General features: G+C 63.2%; 15 protein-coding genes. 8 read left to right on the forward strand and 7 right to left on the reverse strand.

Annotated features, from left to right (window positions below; genetic code table 11):
* Positions 1 to 258: 258 nt before the first annotated feature.
* From OES25_04445 to OES25_04455, 3 genes are read right to left on the reverse strand one after another with little or no spacing between them, the layout of a single operon-like run.
* Complete coding sequence (locus tag OES25_04445) at positions 259 to 1263, reverse strand: DUF1835 domain-containing protein (GenBank protein ID MDH3626889.1); 1005 nt, start codon at positions 1261 to 1263, stop codon at positions 259 to 261.
* Positions 1260 to 1928 carry an HAD-IA family hydrolase gene (locus OES25_04450; protein MDH3626890.1) on the reverse strand — a complete coding sequence of 223 codons (669 nt, stop codon included), beginning with the start codon at positions 1926 to 1928 and terminating at the stop codon, positions 1260 to 1262. Before OES25_04450 ends, OES25_04445 begins: the two co-directional genes overlap by 4 nt.
* Positions 1925 to 2215: a 4a-hydroxytetrahydrobiopterin dehydratase gene (locus OES25_04455; protein MDH3626891.1), complete on the reverse strand. Its 291-nt coding sequence runs from the start codon at positions 2213 to 2215 to the stop codon at positions 1925 to 1927. Before OES25_04455 ends, OES25_04450 begins: the two co-directional genes overlap by 4 nt.
* A gap of 63 nt (positions 2216 to 2278) precedes the next feature.
* On the opposite strand from OES25_04455, the gene OES25_04460 reads away from it, so the two are divergent.
* Positions 2279 to 7159 carry a sigma 54-interacting transcriptional regulator gene (locus OES25_04460; protein ID MDH3626892.1) on the forward strand — a complete coding sequence of 1627 codons (4881 nt, stop codon included), beginning with the start codon at positions 2279 to 2281 and terminating at the stop codon, positions 7157 to 7159.
* On the opposite strand, the gene OES25_04465 is transcribed toward OES25_04460, so the two are convergent.
* From OES25_04465 to OES25_04475, 3 genes are read right to left on the reverse strand one after another with little or no spacing between them, the layout of a single operon-like run.
* On the reverse strand, positions 7156 to 7629 hold the full coding sequence (locus OES25_04465) for a GDP-mannose mannosyl hydrolase (GenBank protein MDH3626893.1): 474 nt from the start codon (positions 7627 to 7629) through the stop codon (positions 7156 to 7158). The two genes, OES25_04460 and OES25_04465, sit on opposite strands and share 4 nt — an antisense overlap.
* A complete protein-coding gene (locus tag OES25_04470; protein ID MDH3626894.1) occupies positions 7626 to 8786 on the reverse strand; it encodes an aminotransferase class V-fold PLP-dependent enzyme in 1161 nt (386 codons plus the stop codon). Before OES25_04470 ends, OES25_04465 begins: the two co-directional genes overlap by 4 nt.
* Positions 8783 to 9346 (reverse strand): HAD family hydrolase, encoded by a 564-nt coding sequence (locus OES25_04475; protein ID MDH3626895.1) that lies wholly within the window; start codon positions 9344 to 9346, stop codon positions 8783 to 8785. Before OES25_04475 ends, OES25_04470 begins: the two co-directional genes overlap by 4 nt.
* A gap of 67 nt (positions 9347 to 9413) precedes the next feature.
* Between OES25_04475 and OES25_04480 the strand changes: the two genes are divergently transcribed.
* From OES25_04480 to OES25_04500, 5 genes are all read left to right on the forward strand, one after another.
* Positions 9414 to 10100 (forward strand): dihydrofolate reductase family protein, encoded by a 687-nt coding sequence (locus OES25_04480; GenBank protein MDH3626896.1) that lies wholly within the window; start codon positions 9414 to 9416, stop codon positions 10098 to 10100.
* Positions 10097 to 11836, forward strand: a complete 1740-nt coding sequence (gene polX / locus OES25_04485; GenBank protein ID MDH3626897.1) for a DNA polymerase/3'-5' exonuclease PolX — start codon at positions 10097 to 10099, stop codon at positions 11834 to 11836. The genes OES25_04480 and polX overlap by 4 nt, the downstream gene beginning before the upstream one ends.
* Positions 11836 to 12483, forward strand: a complete 648-nt coding sequence (gene nth / locus OES25_04490) for an endonuclease III (protein MDH3626898.1) — start codon at positions 11836 to 11838, stop codon at positions 12481 to 12483. Before polX ends, nth begins: the two co-directional genes overlap by 1 nt.
* Positions 12484 to 12552: 69 nt before the next feature.
* Positions 12553 to 13428 (forward strand): rhodanese-like domain-containing protein, encoded by an 876-nt coding sequence (locus OES25_04495; GenBank protein MDH3626899.1) that lies wholly within the window; start codon positions 12553 to 12555, stop codon positions 13426 to 13428.
* A complete protein-coding gene (locus tag OES25_04500) occupies positions 13425 to 14099 on the forward strand; it encodes an LON peptidase substrate-binding domain-containing protein (protein ID MDH3626900.1) in 675 nt (224 codons plus the stop codon). Before OES25_04495 ends, OES25_04500 begins: the two co-directional genes overlap by 4 nt.
* On the opposite strand, the gene moaA is transcribed toward OES25_04500, so the two are convergent.
* Positions 14096 to 15109 (reverse strand): GTP 3',8-cyclase MoaA, encoded by a 1014-nt coding sequence (moaA, locus tag OES25_04505; protein MDH3626901.1) that lies wholly within the window; start codon positions 15107 to 15109, stop codon positions 14096 to 14098. The two genes, OES25_04500 and moaA, sit on opposite strands and share 4 nt — an antisense overlap.
* 28 nt (positions 15110 to 15137) lie before the next feature.
* Here moaA and OES25_04510 point away from each other — a divergent pair, with 28 nt between their 5' ends.
* A complete protein-coding gene (locus OES25_04510; GenBank protein MDH3626902.1) occupies positions 15138 to 16253 on the forward strand; it encodes a histidine kinase in 1116 nt (371 codons plus the stop codon).
* A complete protein-coding gene (locus OES25_04515) occupies positions 16250 to 17011 on the forward strand; it encodes a LytTR family transcriptional regulator DNA-binding domain-containing protein (GenBank protein MDH3626903.1) in 762 nt (253 codons plus the stop codon). The genes OES25_04510 and OES25_04515 overlap by 4 nt, the downstream gene beginning before the upstream one ends.
* The last annotated feature ends 49 nt before the right edge of the window (positions 17012 to 17060 follow it).

The following is a 17060-nucleotide window of genomic DNA, read 5'->3' on the forward strand; positions in this document are numbered from 1 at the left end:
CGCAGGAGTTTCCGTGGACCTCCGTGCTTCTAGAGCACGGTTAACGTTAAGTCTACAGAACTCGATAACGAGTTTATCCGTTTCGGTTCGCAGGGTAAGTGACGGATTGCGGTTGGCTCGGATTGCGGGAAGTCACCCTCGAGCAACACGTTCCTTGGCAGCCGTCGTGCCTTCAGCAACGATTATACAGCACATAGATACGCAGCGAGGAAATGTCGGCGGTGTCGGCAAAACAGCGGTCCTTACTTGATCGGATAGTTAGTCCGCCGCGACAATCTGAGGTCGACCGGATACACACCGATACGCGGGACGCTTGCCAACGAGATGCACACCCCCCAGCCAACGATCCAGCGCCTGGAATCGGGTTCGATCGGCGCCACCCACCAGAACCTGACGTCCCGCTGCCGTCAATTCGACCTGACGATGCCACAGACTGACGGTCTCACCGGCGGGTGCCGATGCGACTTCCCGCGACCACACGATGAGCGGTTCGGGCGCGCGTAGCCACTCGACGTAGACGAGGAAGATCGCGTCACCGACAAACGGCGCCTCTTCCATCTCCTGCTGCGACTTTCGAAACAGCGCTCCCAGTTCCATGGGGCCATCGGCGAGCGCCTGAAGAATCTGACGCTCAGAGCGAGACAGCCCATCACGGGTCGAAGGAAACTGTTGAAGATGGCGACCCAGCGCGGCACCCAGGAACGGTAGCCCCGCCCCATCCCCGTCGACAAAGCGCTGAAGTTCCGTGGGGTCCGAACCGCAGAACTGACGCCACGCATCGGCCGCCAGCGTCAGCGTCTCCGGCTCGATGGGCACTCTTTGATCCGCGAGACTGGCCAGCTGGTCGGGTTCGAGTTGCCCCAAACCGTGAAACGGCGTCACACCCGGGAACCGGTCGATACAGATCATCGACAACGCGCCCACCGCTCCCGCACGACGGGAGAACCAGTTCAGGATCTGCAAGATCTGGAGCTGGTCGTAGAGGTCGTGCTCGAACCAGAGCCACACCTCGTCGCGCTCGCGGTAGGTGGCGAGTTCTCGATCACGGGCGCGGAAGACCTCCAGTAGCTCGACGTAGGACTCGTCCACCAGATCTTCCAGAAACCGCGCGCGCGAGCGACTCTGCTCTTCGAGAGACAGACCCGACACGACGCGACCCTCGTGCAGGACGTCACGCCATGGGACGATCGTGCCCTCGATGCCTCCGGCGCGGATTCCTCCGACGACCGAGTCGCCGTTGGTGACATGAAGGATTCGACTCACGACGTCCCGTCCTCCGTCACCGACGACAGGCGGTCGGCAAACTGCGCCATATCTGCGAAGACTTCGGCGCCGGCTTCCAGAAGATCGTTCCGAGAGACCCCAGCGGTGTAACCGAACACACGCATCCCGGCAGCACGCGCGGCAGCCACACCCGGGGCGCTGTCCTCGATGACCCAGCAGTCCTCCGGCTCGTACCCCATGGACGTAGCCGCGTGGAGAAACAGATCGGGAGCCGGCTTCCCGTTGGACACGTCGCTGCTGCTGAACACACGACCGTGAAAACGATCGAGAAGTCCCGTCAAGCTCAGCGTGAACGCGATCTTCTCGTGCTCTCCGCTGGAGGCGACGCAACTTGCCCAGCCTCGACTCGTGACGACGTCGATCAACCTTCGCACTCCCGGTACCTCTTGCAGATCCTCGCGAAACGCCGCGAACGTCTCCTGCTGGACCTGCTCGACCCAGTCTACCGGCAAGCGCCGTCCCAACTCACTCTCGATTTCCACGACACACGACGCCATCGAGCGGCCCGTGAATCGATGACAGACTTCGGAGTATTCCCAGCGTAGCCCTGCTGCCTGCAGGTGGTGGGTCATGACCCGGTTCGCGACGCGTTCCGAATCGACGAGCACACCATCGCAATCGAAGATCACCAACCGTCGACTCACGGTGCCAGATCACTCGCGTGCGCTGCAAACTGAAAGTCCAGCTCCGTGAGGCCGCCAACATCGTGGGTATGGAGTCGGATCGTCACCCGGTTATAGACGTTGCTCCAATCGGGATGATGGTCGAGTTTCTCTGCGACCAGGGCCATCGCGGTCATGAATGAGAACGCGGCGACGAAGTCCTTGAAGGTGAACTGGCGAACCAACTGCCCGCCTTCAACGTTCCAACCCTCTAGCTCTGAGAGTCTCTCGGCAACGTCTCCGTCGGGTATTCTGGCGGGTCGAGTCATTTTTCCCCCGTTTCTCGATTGATCGGACCGGAACCTAACCCCATCGGGCAGTATAGTTTAGCCATGGAACTTCCCGATCGACTTCCGGATCGGTATCGGCCCGTTCGTCTACTGGGCGAAGGTGGGGCGGGGCGCGTCTGGCTGGTCGAAGACGGGCTTCGCGACGGACAGAAGATCGCGCTCAAGGAGCTGATCTCCGCGACCCCGGCGAGGATCGAGAGCCTGCGTCGCGAGTTCGTGATCTTGCGCAGGCTGCACCACCCGAACCTGGTCGCAACCTATGACCTCGAGTTTGACACCGGCAGTCGACACCCCCTGCTGGGCATGGAATGGATCGAAGGCATGGGTGTCGTCGAAGCGATCAAGACGCGACCGGCCGATTTGCCGCTGCTCGGAGCGGAGGCCCTGCGTGCACTGGCATTCCTTCACGATATCGGAATCGTGCATCGGGACCTGAAACCCGGCAACCTGATGGTTCGGTCCACGCCGCGCCTCGGTGCGCGACTCGTGTTACTGGACTTCGGATTGGCGCTCCATCGTCAAGACGACCTCGACCCGAGGAGTCGGACCGCAGGAACCCTCCCGTATCTCGCACCCGAGCTCTTCGATGGCGGTTCCCCCGGGCCTCGCTCCGACCTCTACGCGCTAGGTGCCGTACTCTTCGAGGGGATCCATGGTCATCCCCCGTTCCGACTCGGCAAGGACATCGCCGGCTTCATAGACGCCGTTCGAGCGGGACGTCGCTCGCGCCCCACACCCCCTGAGGGCTATCCGACAGCCATCGGCGAGTGGCTGGAGCAGATGCTTGATCCCGACCCCACCCGCCGACCGGGCTCTGCGTACGAGGCGCTCGCGGGTTTGAACGCCGCATGCGGGACGGACCTACCCCACGAGATCGTCTCTACCAGAGCGGCCCGACTGAACTCCGGAACACCGGCCGGCCGCGAACGAGAAGCACAGGAACTCTGGGATACGGTGTCCGGTGCCACGGCGAGTAGCGTGACCTGGGTCTGTGGATCGCCCGGAAGCGGGAGACAACGGATGCTGGCCTGGCTGTCGGCGGAAGCCGTCTCTCGCGGCTGGGACATCGTGCATCCCCCGGCGGGACGCCTGTCACCGGACGCGGAAGATACTCCGGCCTCGGTCGTCGATGAGTTGCTCGATCGATTGCGGAATCGCGCCGCTCGGAACCCCGCGGTACTCGTACTGGAACACGTTGACCGCGCGGGCCAGGGCGTCCAGAGACTCCTCGAGCGCGTGGCATTCGAGGCGCACGCAGCTCCGCTACGGGTCGTCGCGGCGCTCCGACCGGACTCCATCGTGGCTCCCGGTGTTCAGAGACTCCTCGCCCGGACCCAGGTTCTGGAGACGATGCACCGTATCGACCTCGGCCCGTTGGACGAGGAGGCCCTTCGAACGATGATCGCTCGAGTCAGTGGCCGCACGCGTGTCTCGGCGTCCCATCTGCGCTGGCTCACGGAAGCATCGAACGGCGATCCGCTCCTGGCGGAGACCCTGCTCGTCGACGGCGCGTGGCAGCCACGACGATCTTCGCCCGATGCGGCGACGGTGGACACCGCGGTATCCGGAAGAGTCGACGCCCTCAAGCCCCGGGCGCGAAGGACCCTCGCCGCGCTGGCCCTGGCGGAGGATTCGCTGGCCGTCGTCGATCTCACACGCATCCTCGAGCGCACCCGAGAATCGTTGCGCCTCGATCTACAGGAACTCGTCACGCTGGGTTGGGTATGGGAGCGGGAGGACCGGTTTGCGATCGCATGGAGGCCGCTGGCCGCCGCGGCACGCGAATCGACCGGCATCACGGAATACGAATCACTCGTTCGACGCATCCTGGATACGCTGTCTCCCCGGGCGGGCATCGACGTCTCACGCATGACGATGGCTCGCCTGTGGACGATCCTCGACGAACGCGAGCGCGCCATCGACGCAGCGCTCCTGGCCGCGAGGAGCGCCAGCGACGCCAACGACCCCGTGCTGGCGGCTCAGCGCATGGGTTACGTTCTCCGCACGCTTCGGCGCAACGACGATCGTCGAATCGAATTTCGCGACCGACAGGCGAACCTCCTCCACGAGGCGGGTCTCTATCGAGCGGCGGCTCGAGCGTACGCGTCCGTGGTGCGCTGGGGTTCGACTCCCGCGACTCGTGCGCAAGCCTCCGCTCGCCGGGCGATGGCCATCGTCCTCGCGGGGAACTTCGACCTTGGAAGGACGTTCGCCCTGGATGCTCTCGAACTTGCCGCCACCGTCGACGACCCGCCATCTCGAGCCCTGGCCAACGAAGCGATCGGTATGGCCCTCGCTCGGCAGGGGCGCGGACGAGATGCACTTCCGTACCTCGACGCCGCACGTTCCGGATTTGAATCCGCCGCCGACAACCTGGCCCTGGCCCACGTCCATCAGTCCATCGGCATGTGTATGGCCAACGAGGGGCTGCCCGACGCCGGAGACCACTTTCGTCAGGCAATTTCACTTGCCGAGGCCGACGGGAATCCGGCGAATCTTCCGTGCCTGATCGGTCTTGGCGTCCTGGAACAGCGAGCCGGCCGCTACGTGAGCGCAAGGACTCTCCTCGAACGCGCGCGTCTCGCAGCCGGCAAGAACCGGCGACTCCTTCTGGAGGGTGTCGCCCGGGGCACGCTCGCCCAGCTCTCCGTCTACACCGGACACCTGGCCGAGGCCATCTCGCTCGCCGCTGAGACCGATGACCTTGGCCGTCATCTGGGTGACCGCCGGCTCCAGCTGGTGGCCGCCACGGCGCGAGCCCAGGCACTCGTTCGCTGCGGCCGGACCTATGAGGCGTCGACGCTCCTCGAGAAACGACTCTCCGCACCCAATTTGCAAATCGATCCGGTCATGATCGAGGCTGCGAGGCTGGCGCGGATCGAAGCCGAACTGGCGGCGAATCGCCCGGAATACGAGCGTCTCGCGACGGCTATCTCCGAGTCGATCGCGAGGGCGGAATCGTTGGGTGATCCCGACACGTTGCTCTGGGCCCGAACACTGGAGATCGAGCTGCGTGTCGCGACCGACGCTGAGGGTTCTCTCGAGCGACTGTTACATGGCTACGAGAGCCTCGCGGCCAGAGAGGGGTCCTGGCGTCAGCCCTGGTTCGATCTTCGGGTCGCGCTGGCCCGCGCGTCCCGCGGCGTTCGTCGTGGCCGCGCGGTCCAATCCCGCGAACTCCTGGAACGGGTCATCGCCCGTGCCGACGAACTGGACCTACCGGTCGTGCGTGCCGAGGCGTGGGCCGTCATGACCCGGGTCGCCCAGGCTCTCGAAGACGAGACGTTGGCGAGGAAGGCGTTGGATCACGGCCGACGGGCCCTCGACCTCGCCCGCGAACGCGTCGCTGACGATGGCCTCTCCGGTGGGCTCTCGGAGCGCACAGTCTTCCAACCGCTGCGCGAACCACCCCCGATCGGCGATTCTCCCATCAACCGTCGGCTCGTCGCTCTGTATGAAATGATTCGCGCCCTCAATTCCGAATCGGACCCCGACCAGTTGTTGGAGACGATGCTCGATATGGCGCTTGAGGTGGTGGGAGCGGATCGCGGCATGATCCTCCTCCGCGATCAGCTATCGGGTGAGTTCGCCGTCCGAGTCCTCAGAAACGTGGACCACGACACGATCGACGACGGCCGACGCTTCAGCCGTCACATCGTCGCCGAGGCGGCGAAGGGAAAATCGGTCATCGCACTGGATGCGCAGAACGATCAACGGTTCCTGGAATGGCCGAGCGTCTCGTTGCATTCCATCCAGTCGCTCATGTGCGCGCCCCTCCGCTCGCGGGGCCACATCACCGGCGCCGTCTATCTGGACAGCCGCGAGGGTAGCAGGCCGTTCGACATGGGAAGCCTGCGGTTCCTTGAGGCCTTTGCCAATCATGCGGCGCTGGCACTGGAGAATGCCCGGCAGTTCGCGTCACTTCATGTGCAGAATCTCGATCTTCGTGCCGCCGCCGAGCAACGGGCGACCTTCGGCAGCATGGTCGGTCAGTCCAGTGTCATGCAGCAAGTCTTCGATCTGATCCGACAGGTCGCCGACAGCGAGCTTCCCGTGTTGATCCAGGGTGAGAGCGGGACCGGCAAAGAACTGGTTGCGCAGGCGATTCATTACAACGGGGCCCGTGGAAAACAGACGTTCGTCTCGGAAAATTGCGCCGCGATCCCCGACTCCCTACTCCAGAGCGAACTCTTCGGTCATGTCCGCGGCGCATTCACGGGTGCCGAACACGACCGCCAGGGCCTCTTCGAGCAGACCCACGGAGGGTCGCTGTTCCTCGACGAAGTCGGTGACATGTCCACAACGATGCAGGCCCAACTCCTGCGTGCCATTCAGGAGGGTGAGGTGCGACGCGTCGGGAGCGACACACCGATCCAGGTCGACGTGCGGCTGATCGCCGCCACCCACCGAGACCTTGCGGCAGAGGTGGAGGCCGGACGTTTCCGGGAAGATCTGATGTATCGCATGCAGGTGTTGATGATCCGCCTCCCCGCGCTGCGGGACCGCCATGGAGACATTCCCCTGCTCACGGCTCACTTTCTAGCTCGGATTGCACGAGGGCGAAAGCGAACGATGACGGAGATCTCGACGGCCGTGATGGAGCGGTTCGAGAACTGCCGCTGGCCCGGGAACATCCGGCAACTCGAGAACGTTCTACAGCGATTATCGCTGCTCGCGGGCGACGGTTCGATCGATGTCGATCTCATCGATGGGGATGCCTCTCTTGGTGCGCTGCTTCCCGGCCCGGCCGCGGTGGCCACACGGAAACCCGATCCCGTGGTTGCGACGAGTCTGAGTGCAAGCGAGCGAGACCGGATCCGGGAAGCCCTGGCGCAGTCCGGCGGGAACCGAACGCAAGCTGCAAGGATGCTGGGGATATCGCGGGCGACGATCTACCGTAAATTGCGCGAATACGAAATCTAGACCGGCTCAAACGCCTCAAAGTAGCGGCGCGTATTCGGATGAACCTGCGAATCCTGCAGAAGCTCGTCACGCTGAAACCAGCGGTAGTCGGAGTGCTGGTCTTCCGGCAAGGCCAGAGACGACCTATCACACTTGATGCAATACCCGAGAACCACATAGTGCGTTCCGAAGCCCGGCAGCCCTCCCGCGTTCTCGTCGTAGAAGTGTTCATCGACTCCGAGAAACCGCGCATCGCCGCGTGCCAATTCGACACCGAGTTCATCGTGACTGATGCGCGCGAAGGCGTGATCGAGGGACTCATCCTTGTAAATGCGGCCACCGAGAACGAACCACGACCCGCTCGCCGGATTTTTCTTCCGCAACCCGAGCAGGAACAAACCGTCCGCACCCTCGACGATCAGATCGATCGCAACCAGCGGTGCGTGCCTGACGGTCTCCAGGTACGTCTCGAACGGCAGGCGTGTACTCATCGCAACGCCTCCTGGATCGTGGCGATGCAGTGCAACACTTCGTCCTCGGTGTTGTAGACGTGAGGTGCGATCCGTAGTCGTCCCTCTCGCAGGGAGATCGAGATGTCGTTTCGGTTGAGGTGGTCGTAGACGAGGGTAGGATCACCGGGTATGGAAAACGTCGTGATCCCTGCGCGCTCGTGGTCCTGATGCGGCCCCCAGACAGTCCATCCGCGCTCCTGGACGGTTTTGGCCGCCAGCCTCGTGAGTTGGGCGATGTGGGTTTGAATCCGTTCTCGACCCACGGTCTCCGCGAACTCCATGGCCCGGGCCAGACCGGCGAGCCCACAGAAGTTGTGGAAGCCGGTCTCGAATCTTGCCGCGCCGGCCTGCAGATGCGGCTCCATGTCGACGACGCCGTTCTCGCGATCCCAATCGCGATAGTCCAGTAGACCGTCGGGGTTCGCAAGGGTCATGGTTCCGACCGCAGGCGGTCGAAGTTCTCGGCCCCAGTCATCGCTTACGTAGAGCAGGGTGCAACCCTGCGGGCCCATCATCCACTTCCGCCCGTCCGCAGCCAGCACGCCGATCTTGAGCTTCTCGACGTCGATCGGTAGGACGCCGAGGGACTGGATCGCGTCAACACAGAAGAGGATCTCTCGCTCTGCACACACGCGCCCCAGCTCTTCCAACTCCATGCAATACCCGCTGGTCCATTGGACGTGCGAGACCGCGACGACTCGCGTCCTGGGACCGATCGCCTCGAGGAAGCGGTCCGCGAGCAATCGACCCTCCTCGGTCGGCACGAATCGCACCCGCGCGCCACGGGGCTGTTGCGCCAACCACGGCAAGACGATCGCGGGGAACTCTTCATCCCCCACGAGGATCTCATCTCCGTCGTTCCAGTCGATTCCGCCGGCGACCTGGGATATCGCGGCGGCCGTATTCCCGACAAACGCGATCTGTTCGGGTCGCGCTCCGAGAAGACGAGCCCCGGCAGATCGGGCCCGGATCAGCCCGTCCAGGTAACTCGCGAAGGCATTGATGCCCAGTTCGTTGTGAGCACGCATCGAGTCGCTCATCTCTTCCATCACGGGGGTCGGAAGGAGCGACTGCGCGGCGGCGTTGAGGTAGGTCTGGCGCAGGACCCCCGGAAAGTGCTGGCGAACGTCGTTCACGAGATAAGTTCGTCGGCGACTCCACAAAGCGTCTCGAGCACGAACGCGATGTGGTCTTCCAATGGAATGCCCAACCCCTCCGCGCCCGTACGGATGTCGTCGCGATTGACACTGGCGGCGAAGCCCTTCGACTTCAGCTTCTTTTTCACGGAGCGCACCTTGACATCGTGAATCGAGCGGTTGGGAGTCACGAGCGCACAGGCGACGAGAAACCCGCAGAGTTCGTCGCAAGCGAAGAGCGTCTTCTCCAGATCGCTTTCCCGAGAGACACCGGTGTAGTCGGCATGCGACAGAATCGCTCGACGAAACCACTCGGGATACCCGAGCGACTCGAGGATCTCGCAACCGCGGTAGGGGTGATCATCGGCGGAGGGCCAACGCTCGTAGTCGAAGTCATGGAGCAACCCGACAAGCCCCCAATGATCGGCGTCTTCACCGTTTCGTGTCGCGTAGCCGCGCACGGCCGCCTCGACCGCCAGCGCGTGCTGAAGGAGGCCGGGTTTCTTGGTGTACTCATTGAGCAGATGCCACGCGTCCTCTCTATTGGGTGCCCACGCCATTCGATGCCCTTCCCGCCACTGGCAAAACCGTCTCGTATGGTAACTTGGGGTTGGCGCGGACCACAAGATGAACAGACCTTTCGTCTATATCAACATGGCCACGACGGTCGACGGCAAGATCACGTCGGCGCGTCGCGAATACCCTCGATTCACAAGTCCGCTGGACCGCGAGCACATGGATCGGCTACGCGCACGTGCGGATGGCTTGCTGGTCGGTGCGGGGACTCTGAGAGCGGACAACCCGCGGTTGGATGTCCGCACCCAGGCGATGCGCGACTATCGGCTGAAACTAGGTAAGCCTGCGGGACTGCATGCGATCGTCGTCTCGGGGTCTGCGCAGCTGCCCACGGACTCCCGCTTCTTCCACGACGATCACGGCGCCCGTCGGATCCTGGTGACGACCGAATCCACGGACCCTGCCGCGCTGGCTGCCCTCGAATCGCGCTGCGAGGTCTGGCAACTCGGTGAAGAGCAGGTCGATCTGGGAAGCGTGTTGCGACGCCTTCGAGACGAGGGATTGGAATCGGTGTTATGCGAGGGTGGCGGCGAACTCAACGCACGACTGATCCACGAAGATCTCGTCGATGAAATCAATCTGACGCTGGCTCCGACGCTCCTCTGCGGTCGGGACGCACCGACGATTGCCGACGGCGTCGGGTTGACGATGGCGGACCAGAGACGGCTGGAACTGATCGAGTGTCGTCAGGAGCAAGACGAGTTGTATCTTCGCTACCGCGTGGTTCGCGACCGATGAATCGGAAACAGATCGCCGAATCACTGGAGGAGATCGGACTTCTGCTGGAACTCCTCGGCGAGAATCCGTTCAAGACCCGCGCCTACCACAACGGCGCACGGATCCTGCGCGGGCTCGATGACGATCTCGAGTTACTGGTCCGCGAGAATCGGCTGACCGAGATCAAGGGTATCGGCGTCGCACTGGCGGACAAGATCGGGACCCTCGTCCGTGACGGTGGGCTGCCGTATCTCGCCGAGCTTCGAACACGGGTTCCGCCGGGGCTCCTGCAGTGGATCAAGATTCCCGGGCTGGGATCCAAGAAGGTGCGCGCGATCCACGTCGCCCTGGACATCTCGACCCTCGGCGAACTCGAATATGCGTGCCGCGAGAACCGACTTCGAGATTTACCCGGTTTCGGGCAGGCCTCCCAGGACAAGATCCTCCGCGGCATCGACGCCGTCCGACGCCACGCAGGACGCTTCCGTCAGCCGGTCATCCAGCGGGAAGCCGAGCGTCTGCTTGCCCTCGTGACGCCGCTGCCGGGAGTGGAACGCGCGGAGGTCGCAGGTTCCGTGCGTCGTCGCGTGGAGACATCGAAGGACATCGACGTCCTCGTCGCCGCCGCCGATGCGGAGCCGGTGATGGCCGTGTTTGCGGAGGATGATGCCGTCGAGGAGGTCATCGGTCGTGGCCCTACCAAGTGTAGCGTCCGACTCAAGAGTGGCCCGACGGCAGACTTACGCGTCGTCGGTCGATCGTCCTACGCCTGCGCGTTGAACTACTTCACCGGCAGCAAGGCGCACAACGTGGCGTTGCGGGCGCGGGCCCAGGCAAGCGGAATGCGGCTGAACGAATACGCTCTGACCCGCCAGTCCGACGGCGAGGAACTTCCGGTCGCCGACGAGGCTGCGCTGTACGGGCATCTGGGCCTGGACTACGTCGAGCCGGAATTACGGGAGAATCTAGGCGAGATCGAGGCGTCCGAGACGCATGAACTCCCTGACCTGCTGAAACCGACCGACCTCAAAGGCGTGCTCCACGTTCACTCGAACTGGTCCGACGGCAGCGCGTCCATCGAGGAGATGGCGGAAGCGGCACGATCGCGAGGACTGCAGTACCTGGGTCTCTGCGATCACTCGAAAGCCGCGGCGTATGCCGGCGGCCTGGACGCCGACAGGGTCGCAGCCCAACATGAAGAGATCGAACGTCTCAACGAGCAATTCGGAGACGAATTCCGCGTGCTGAAGGGTATCGAGGTCGACATCCTGGAGGACGGATCGCTCGACTTCCCTGACGATGTCATGGCGACCTTTGACGTCGTGGTCGCCTCGGTTCACAGCCGCTTCAACCTGGACGAGACGAAACAGACCGATCGCATCCTCCGAGCTATCGGTTCACCCTACGTCGACATCCTCGGCCATCCGACGGGACGACTCCTGCTGGCGCGGGACGGATACCCGGTCCGTCTCGAGGCGATCCTCGAACGGGCCGCGGAGAACGGCGTCGCCGTCGAGGTCAATGCCCATCCACATCGGCTCGATCTCGACTGGCAACACCTTCGTTTCGGACTCCGGCGGGGGCTAAAGACCGCCATCAACCCCGACGCCCACGCCCCCGAGGGGCTTGACGACATGCGATACGGCGTGGGGATCGCCCGTAAGGGCTGGTGCCAGGCGTCGGATGTTCTCAATGCGTGGCCACTGGACCGATTGTTGGAGTTTCTTCGGGATCGACGACAACGGGCCGGCGCCTGATGCCCCGGGAGTCGCTCGCGCGTCGACGGGACCGGACGGTACGCCTGCTTGACGGGCTACGTGGCGAGTACACCGACGCCGACTGCGCCCTCCACCATGAAAGCGCCCTCGAATTGCTGATCGCGACCGTCCTGTCGGCGCAGTGCACGGACGAGAGGGTGAATCAGGTGACCCCCACGCTGTTCGCGCGTTACCCGGACGCGGCGTCGCTGGCAGAAGCCGACGCCTCGGAGTTGGAGTCGATCATCCATTCGTTGGGGTTTTTTCGCAACAAGACCCGCTCGCTCATCGGCCTCGGAAAGGCGCTGACGGAACGGCACGGTGGCGACGTGCCATCAGAAATGGATGCCCTCGTTAAATTGCCCGGAGTGGGACGCAAGACCGCCAACGTCATCCTGGGAACCTGGTTCGGTATCCCCTCGATCCCGGTCGACACCCATGTCACACGGCTGGCCGGTCGTCTCGGACTTTCGCAACATCGCGACCCGGTGAAGATCGAGACGGATCTGCACGCGCTTGCCGAGGAGTCGGACTGGACGTTTTTCTCTCACGCCTTGATCTGGCACGGGCGTACGATCTGCCATGCGCGGAAGCCGGAATGTGGTCGCTGCGTGCTCTCGGGAGACTGCCCCGGCGCCGTCCTCTAGGCCCCGTGACAGGCGGCGAGAATCCTCGCAAAACGCTATAGTGCCGCCGCACGAACCGAGGCAAATACCTTGACCCGCAATCGTTACGAAAACATCGACGGCGACGAGCTTTATCGTCGTCTTGCGACCGGTGGATCGCTTGTGCTCGTCGACGTTCGAACCGAGACGGAGTTCCAGGATTGTCACATTGCCGGTTCGATGTTGGTCCCGCTGCACGAGCTGGAAACTCGCATCGGGGAAGTGCCGAACTCCGGTACGCCCATCGCCGTCATTTGCGAGAAGGGTCAGCGAAGCGTCAGCGCCTGCCGGCTGCTCGCCGAGCATGGCTTCACGCCCCTCTACAACGTGACCGGCGGGCTACAGACCTGGAACGGCCCGACGCGCAGCGGCACGCGAGATGGCGCCAGCCTTCAACAGGCGATTGCACCCTCCTCCTACCTGGTGGAGAATTTCGATCTGCTCCCCGGAGGACTCGTCCTCGACATCGCGATGGGATCCGGTCGTAATGCGATCTATCTGGCCACACGGGGCTTCGACGTCGACGGCGTCGACATCGACCCTTCCGCCGTCGCCGACGCCCGCACCCGCGCGCGCCGAATGGGTGCGCCCATCCGCGCCATGACCGGTAACTACGAGAATGGCTCGATGACCGTACCGGTCTGCGCCTACAACGTGATCATGGTCTTCAACTATCTCCATCGCCCGTTGTTTCCTCAGATCAAGGACGGCGTCGTGCCGGGCGGCGTCGTCATCTATCAGACGTTCACGACCGAGCAGGTGCGATTTGGTAGACCGCAGAATCCGGACTATCTACTCCGCGCAGGCGAGCTGCGAGAGGTTTTCCACGATTGGGAGATCCTGCGCTCTCGCGAGATCATCGGACCGGCACGCAAGGATGACAAGATGCGGGCGGTTGCCGCGATCGTCGCCCGCAAGCCGGGGTGATCGACACCGTGGACACGACGGACTCGATCCCCATCTTTCCCCTCCCGGGCGCGGTACTCTACCCGGAGACAGTTCTCCCCTTACACGTCTTCGAACCTCGCTATCGCGATTTAGTCCGAGATGTGACGGCCGGCGATAATCGTCTTGCGCTGGCGTTACTGCGTCCTGGCTACGAGAACGAATACACGGGGGCGCCGCCGATCCACACGGTCGCGACGATCGGTCGCATCGAAAATCTCCGTCTCCATCCTGACGGTCGATCGAACTTCGATCTCGTCGGTGTCGAGCGCGTCGATCTGGAGGAGGTTCCCTCGGAGCACAGCTATCGGATGGCCCGCTACGTCGTTCGCGACGAGACGGAAGTCGATGCCGCCGACGCGGACATCAAACGTGCACGGGTCGAGCTGTTCGCCGCCCACAACATGCTGATGACGGAAATCGCCGACGAGTCCGGTCACCCACTATCCGTGGATGCGGTTCTTCCATACGCGACGGTGGTCAATGGAGCCTGTGCGAATCTTCCGGTCGACGCCGAGATTCGCCAGCAGCTGCTGGAGATCGACGACATTCAAGAGCGTCAGCGGCGGGTTGCGGATCACGTCCGCGAGGCCCTGGAGCGAATCCTGGCACTCAAGGCCGAAACCGGACAGATGGACGGACCGACGAACTAACCACCGATCTGGTGCATGCTGCGCGAGGCCGGCAACACCTCTTTCCGTTCCAGCAGGTCCAGCGCCCCGCCCCGCCCCTTCCCGGCGACCGCAGCGCGAATCGCTTCACCGATGGCCCGGTCGTCCGCGCCGCTGCGCAGGAGTTGCTTGAGGTCGATCTCGCGGTTGTCGTAGAGGCAAACCATGAACTTGCCATCGGCAGTCAAACGCAGTCGACTGCACGTCGAGCAGAATGGTTGAGACACGGAGTCGATGAAGCCCACACTTCCTCGCCCGTCGACGTATTGCCAACGTGCCGCCGGAGACGAAGGATCGTCACGCCGCTTCGGCTCGATGGGCCATCGTCGAGAGATGCGATCGCGGACCTCCTGGCCGGTAACGACCCGGTCGGGCTCCCAGCGCCTGTCGTTGTCCAGCGGCATACACTCGATGAACCGTAGCTCCCACCCGTGATCGCGTGCATATTCGGCGAGACTCTCGATCTCGTCGTCGTTACTTCCGCGGACGAGAACCGCGTTGATCTTGATCGGGCTCAATCCCGCGGACGTCGCCGCACGCAGACCCTCGATGACCTTTTGCAGCGCATCGCGCCGGGTTACCGCGGCGAAACGAGCCGCATCAAGGGTGTCGAGGCTGACGTTAACCCTGCGGAGTCCCGCCGCAGCCAACTCTTCGGCGAGACGGTCCAATAGAAGTCCGTTGGTCGTTAGCGATAGGTCCTGAACCTCGTCGGTCGCGTTCAGCATCGCGACGAACCGTGAGATGTCGCGTCGGACGAGCGGCTCTCCACCCGTCAACCGCACCTTTCGCACTCCCATCGTCGCGACGATGCGAACGACGCGCATCATCTCCTCGTAACTGAGGATCTCTTCCCGCGGGAACCAGTCGGGATCGACGGGCATGCAGTAGTGACAACGGAGGTTGCAACGATCCGTGACCGAGATCCGTAGGTCGTCGTGCACGCGACCGTAACTGTCTACGAGCGCATTTGCTGGTGTCGGTTTCGCCATGACGTGTCTTCGAGTATACGATTTCTCGGTGCTATCATGCCGCCATGTTCCCCTGGTCGAGCTGATGGCTCCAAGAATCGATATTGCCTGGATTCGGCAGATCTTACTCTGGGCGGCTGCCAGCTCGTTGTCCGGTGCGGTCGTGGGACTCGCAGTCGGCGTCTTCAAGGATGGGTCGATCGAGTCACCGACGGTGGTGATTTCGGTTCTGTTCGGGAACGTCGTCGGTTTTACGGCGCTATCGTCCAATGCCCTGCTGCTTCGCGGCATGCAGAACGTGTCCCAGTGGGTACGCGGAATGCTCCTCGGCCTGGCGCTGCTGGCCGGATCGATTGCGGGCAGCATCGCCGTGCTGACGGCGTACCCGCTCTTCGTTCTTCGGGACCCTCGCCAGACGATCGCGATCGTCGCCATCAACGGTGTCCTGGCCCTGATCGTGGGAGGCGTGGTCTTTGCGTACGAGGGCATGCAACACCGATTGCGAGAGTCCCTTCGGGTGGTCGAAGAGGTGCGGCTTGTCGAGTCTCGACTTCGCGAGGAGCGTGCTCGCGCCGAACTGTCGGCACTTCAAGCGCGCATCAATCCGCATTTTTTCTTCAACACACTCAACACGATCTCGTCGCTCGTGGCCGAGGACCCCGAAGAGGCCGAGGAGGTCGTCCTCACGCTTGCCGATCTCTTTCGCTACACGTTCAAGGTCGCGGATACGGGACCGGTGCCCCTGCATGAGGAAATCGGATTCACGCGCAACTATCTGGAGATCGAGAAGGCGCGATTCGGCGACCGCCTCTCCGTGGAGTGGGACCTCGACATCGACGCGGACCCGACCCCGGTCCCGGGTCTGATCCTCCAACCCCTCGTCGAGAACGCGGTCGCTCACGGGATCGCGCCGCGGGCGACCGGAGGCCGGATCACGGTTCGCACTCGCCGGATCGATCAGACCCTGCATCTGGATGTGATTGACGACGGTGTCGGAATCGCCGCCGAGACACAGCCATTCGAAGAGGGGCACGGTCTCGACAACGTGCAACGACGAATTCAGGCATTTTATCGGGGGCGCGGTTCCATCACTCTGGCCCGAGTCCCCGGAAAGAGCGGTACGATTGCCAGGATTAGGATTCCCACGGAACTGGAGACGGAATGAACTATCGCTGTGTCGTCGTCGATGACGAGAAGCCGGCTCGCGAGCGGGTCAAACGACTTCTGACATCTCATCGGGACTTCAAACTTGTCGGCGAGGCAGAGAACGCCGACGGAGCGGTTGAACTGATCGAACGCGAGACACCGGACGTCGTCTTCCTTGACGTACAGATGCCCGAGGGAACGGGTTTCGAGGTCCTGAATCGTCTCGACGCACTTCCTGCCGTCATCTTCACGACAGCCTACGATGAGTACGCGGTGCAAGCGTTCGAAGTGAATTCGATCGACTACCTCCTGAAGCCGTTCAGTCGGTCCCGCTTCGCCGAAGCCCTCGATCGCGCCCGGGGGGTCGTCGATGGGAAGAGCGGAGAGGCCGACCTCCGTTCCCTGCTGGCATCCCTCGGAAGCGAGGGTTCTGCAGGGTCCCGCTCTCCACTACGGATTCCGGCTCGACGCGGGGCGAAGATCGTCGTCGTGGACCCGGAACAGGCGCTCTGGTTCGAGGCCGAGGAGACGCTGGTGTTTGTGCAGACGACCACCGGTCGGTTCCTGGTCGAACGGACCCTGACCGAGCTCGAGACGCAACTCGCGCCCCGGTTCTTCCGGGCCCATCGTCAGTACCTGGTCAACCTGTCGCGAATCCAGGAGATTCTGCCTGCGGAGGCGGGGACCTATCAGATTCTCGTGAACGGTGGCGAGGGTGAGGAGATTCCGCTCTCCCGCAGGCAGGCCCGAAAACTGAGGGAGTTGATCCCCTGGTAGCGACCGCTAGTCCGTCGATCATGACCGCCGACCCGCAAGAGGGTGCGCG

Source organism: Acidobacteriota bacterium, from assembly GCA_029861955.1.
Classification (GTDB): Bacteria; Acidobacteriota; Polarisedimenticolia; order Polarisedimenticolales; family Polarisedimenticolaceae; genus JAOTYK01.

Bases quoted from the DNA above. Each gene is read 5' to 3' on its own strand.
- polX (MDH3626897.1), top strand. From the start codon at position 10,097: ATGAATCGGAAACAGATCGCCGAATCACTGGAGGAGATCGGACTTCTG.
- OES25_04480 (MDH3626896.1), top strand. From the start codon at position 9,414: ATGAACAGACCTTTCGTCTATATCAACATGGCCACGACGGTCGACGGC.
- moaA (MDH3626901.1), bottom strand. From the start codon at position 15,109: ATGGCGAAACCGACACCAGCAAATGCGCTCGTAGACAGTTACGGTCGC.
- OES25_04460 (MDH3626892.1), top strand. From the start codon at position 2,279: ATGGAACTTCCCGATCGACTTCCGGATCGGTATCGGCCCGTTCGTCTA.
- OES25_04515 (MDH3626903.1), top strand. From the start codon at position 16,250: ATGAACTATCGCTGTGTCGTCGTCGATGACGAGAAGCCGGCTCGCGAG.
- nth (MDH3626898.1), top strand. From the start codon at position 11,836: ATGCCCCGGGAGTCGCTCGCGCGTCGACGGGACCGGACGGTACGCCTG.
- OES25_04475 (MDH3626895.1), bottom strand. From the start codon at position 9,346: ATGGCGTGGGCACCCAATAGAGAGGACGCGTGGCATCTGCTCAATGAG.
- OES25_04455 (MDH3626891.1), bottom strand. From the start codon at position 2,215: ATGACTCGACCCGCCAGAATACCCGACGGAGACGTTGCCGAGAGACTC.
- OES25_04465 (MDH3626893.1), bottom strand. From the start codon at position 7,629: ATGAGTACACGCCTGCCGTTCGAGACGTACCTGGAGACCGTCAGGCAC.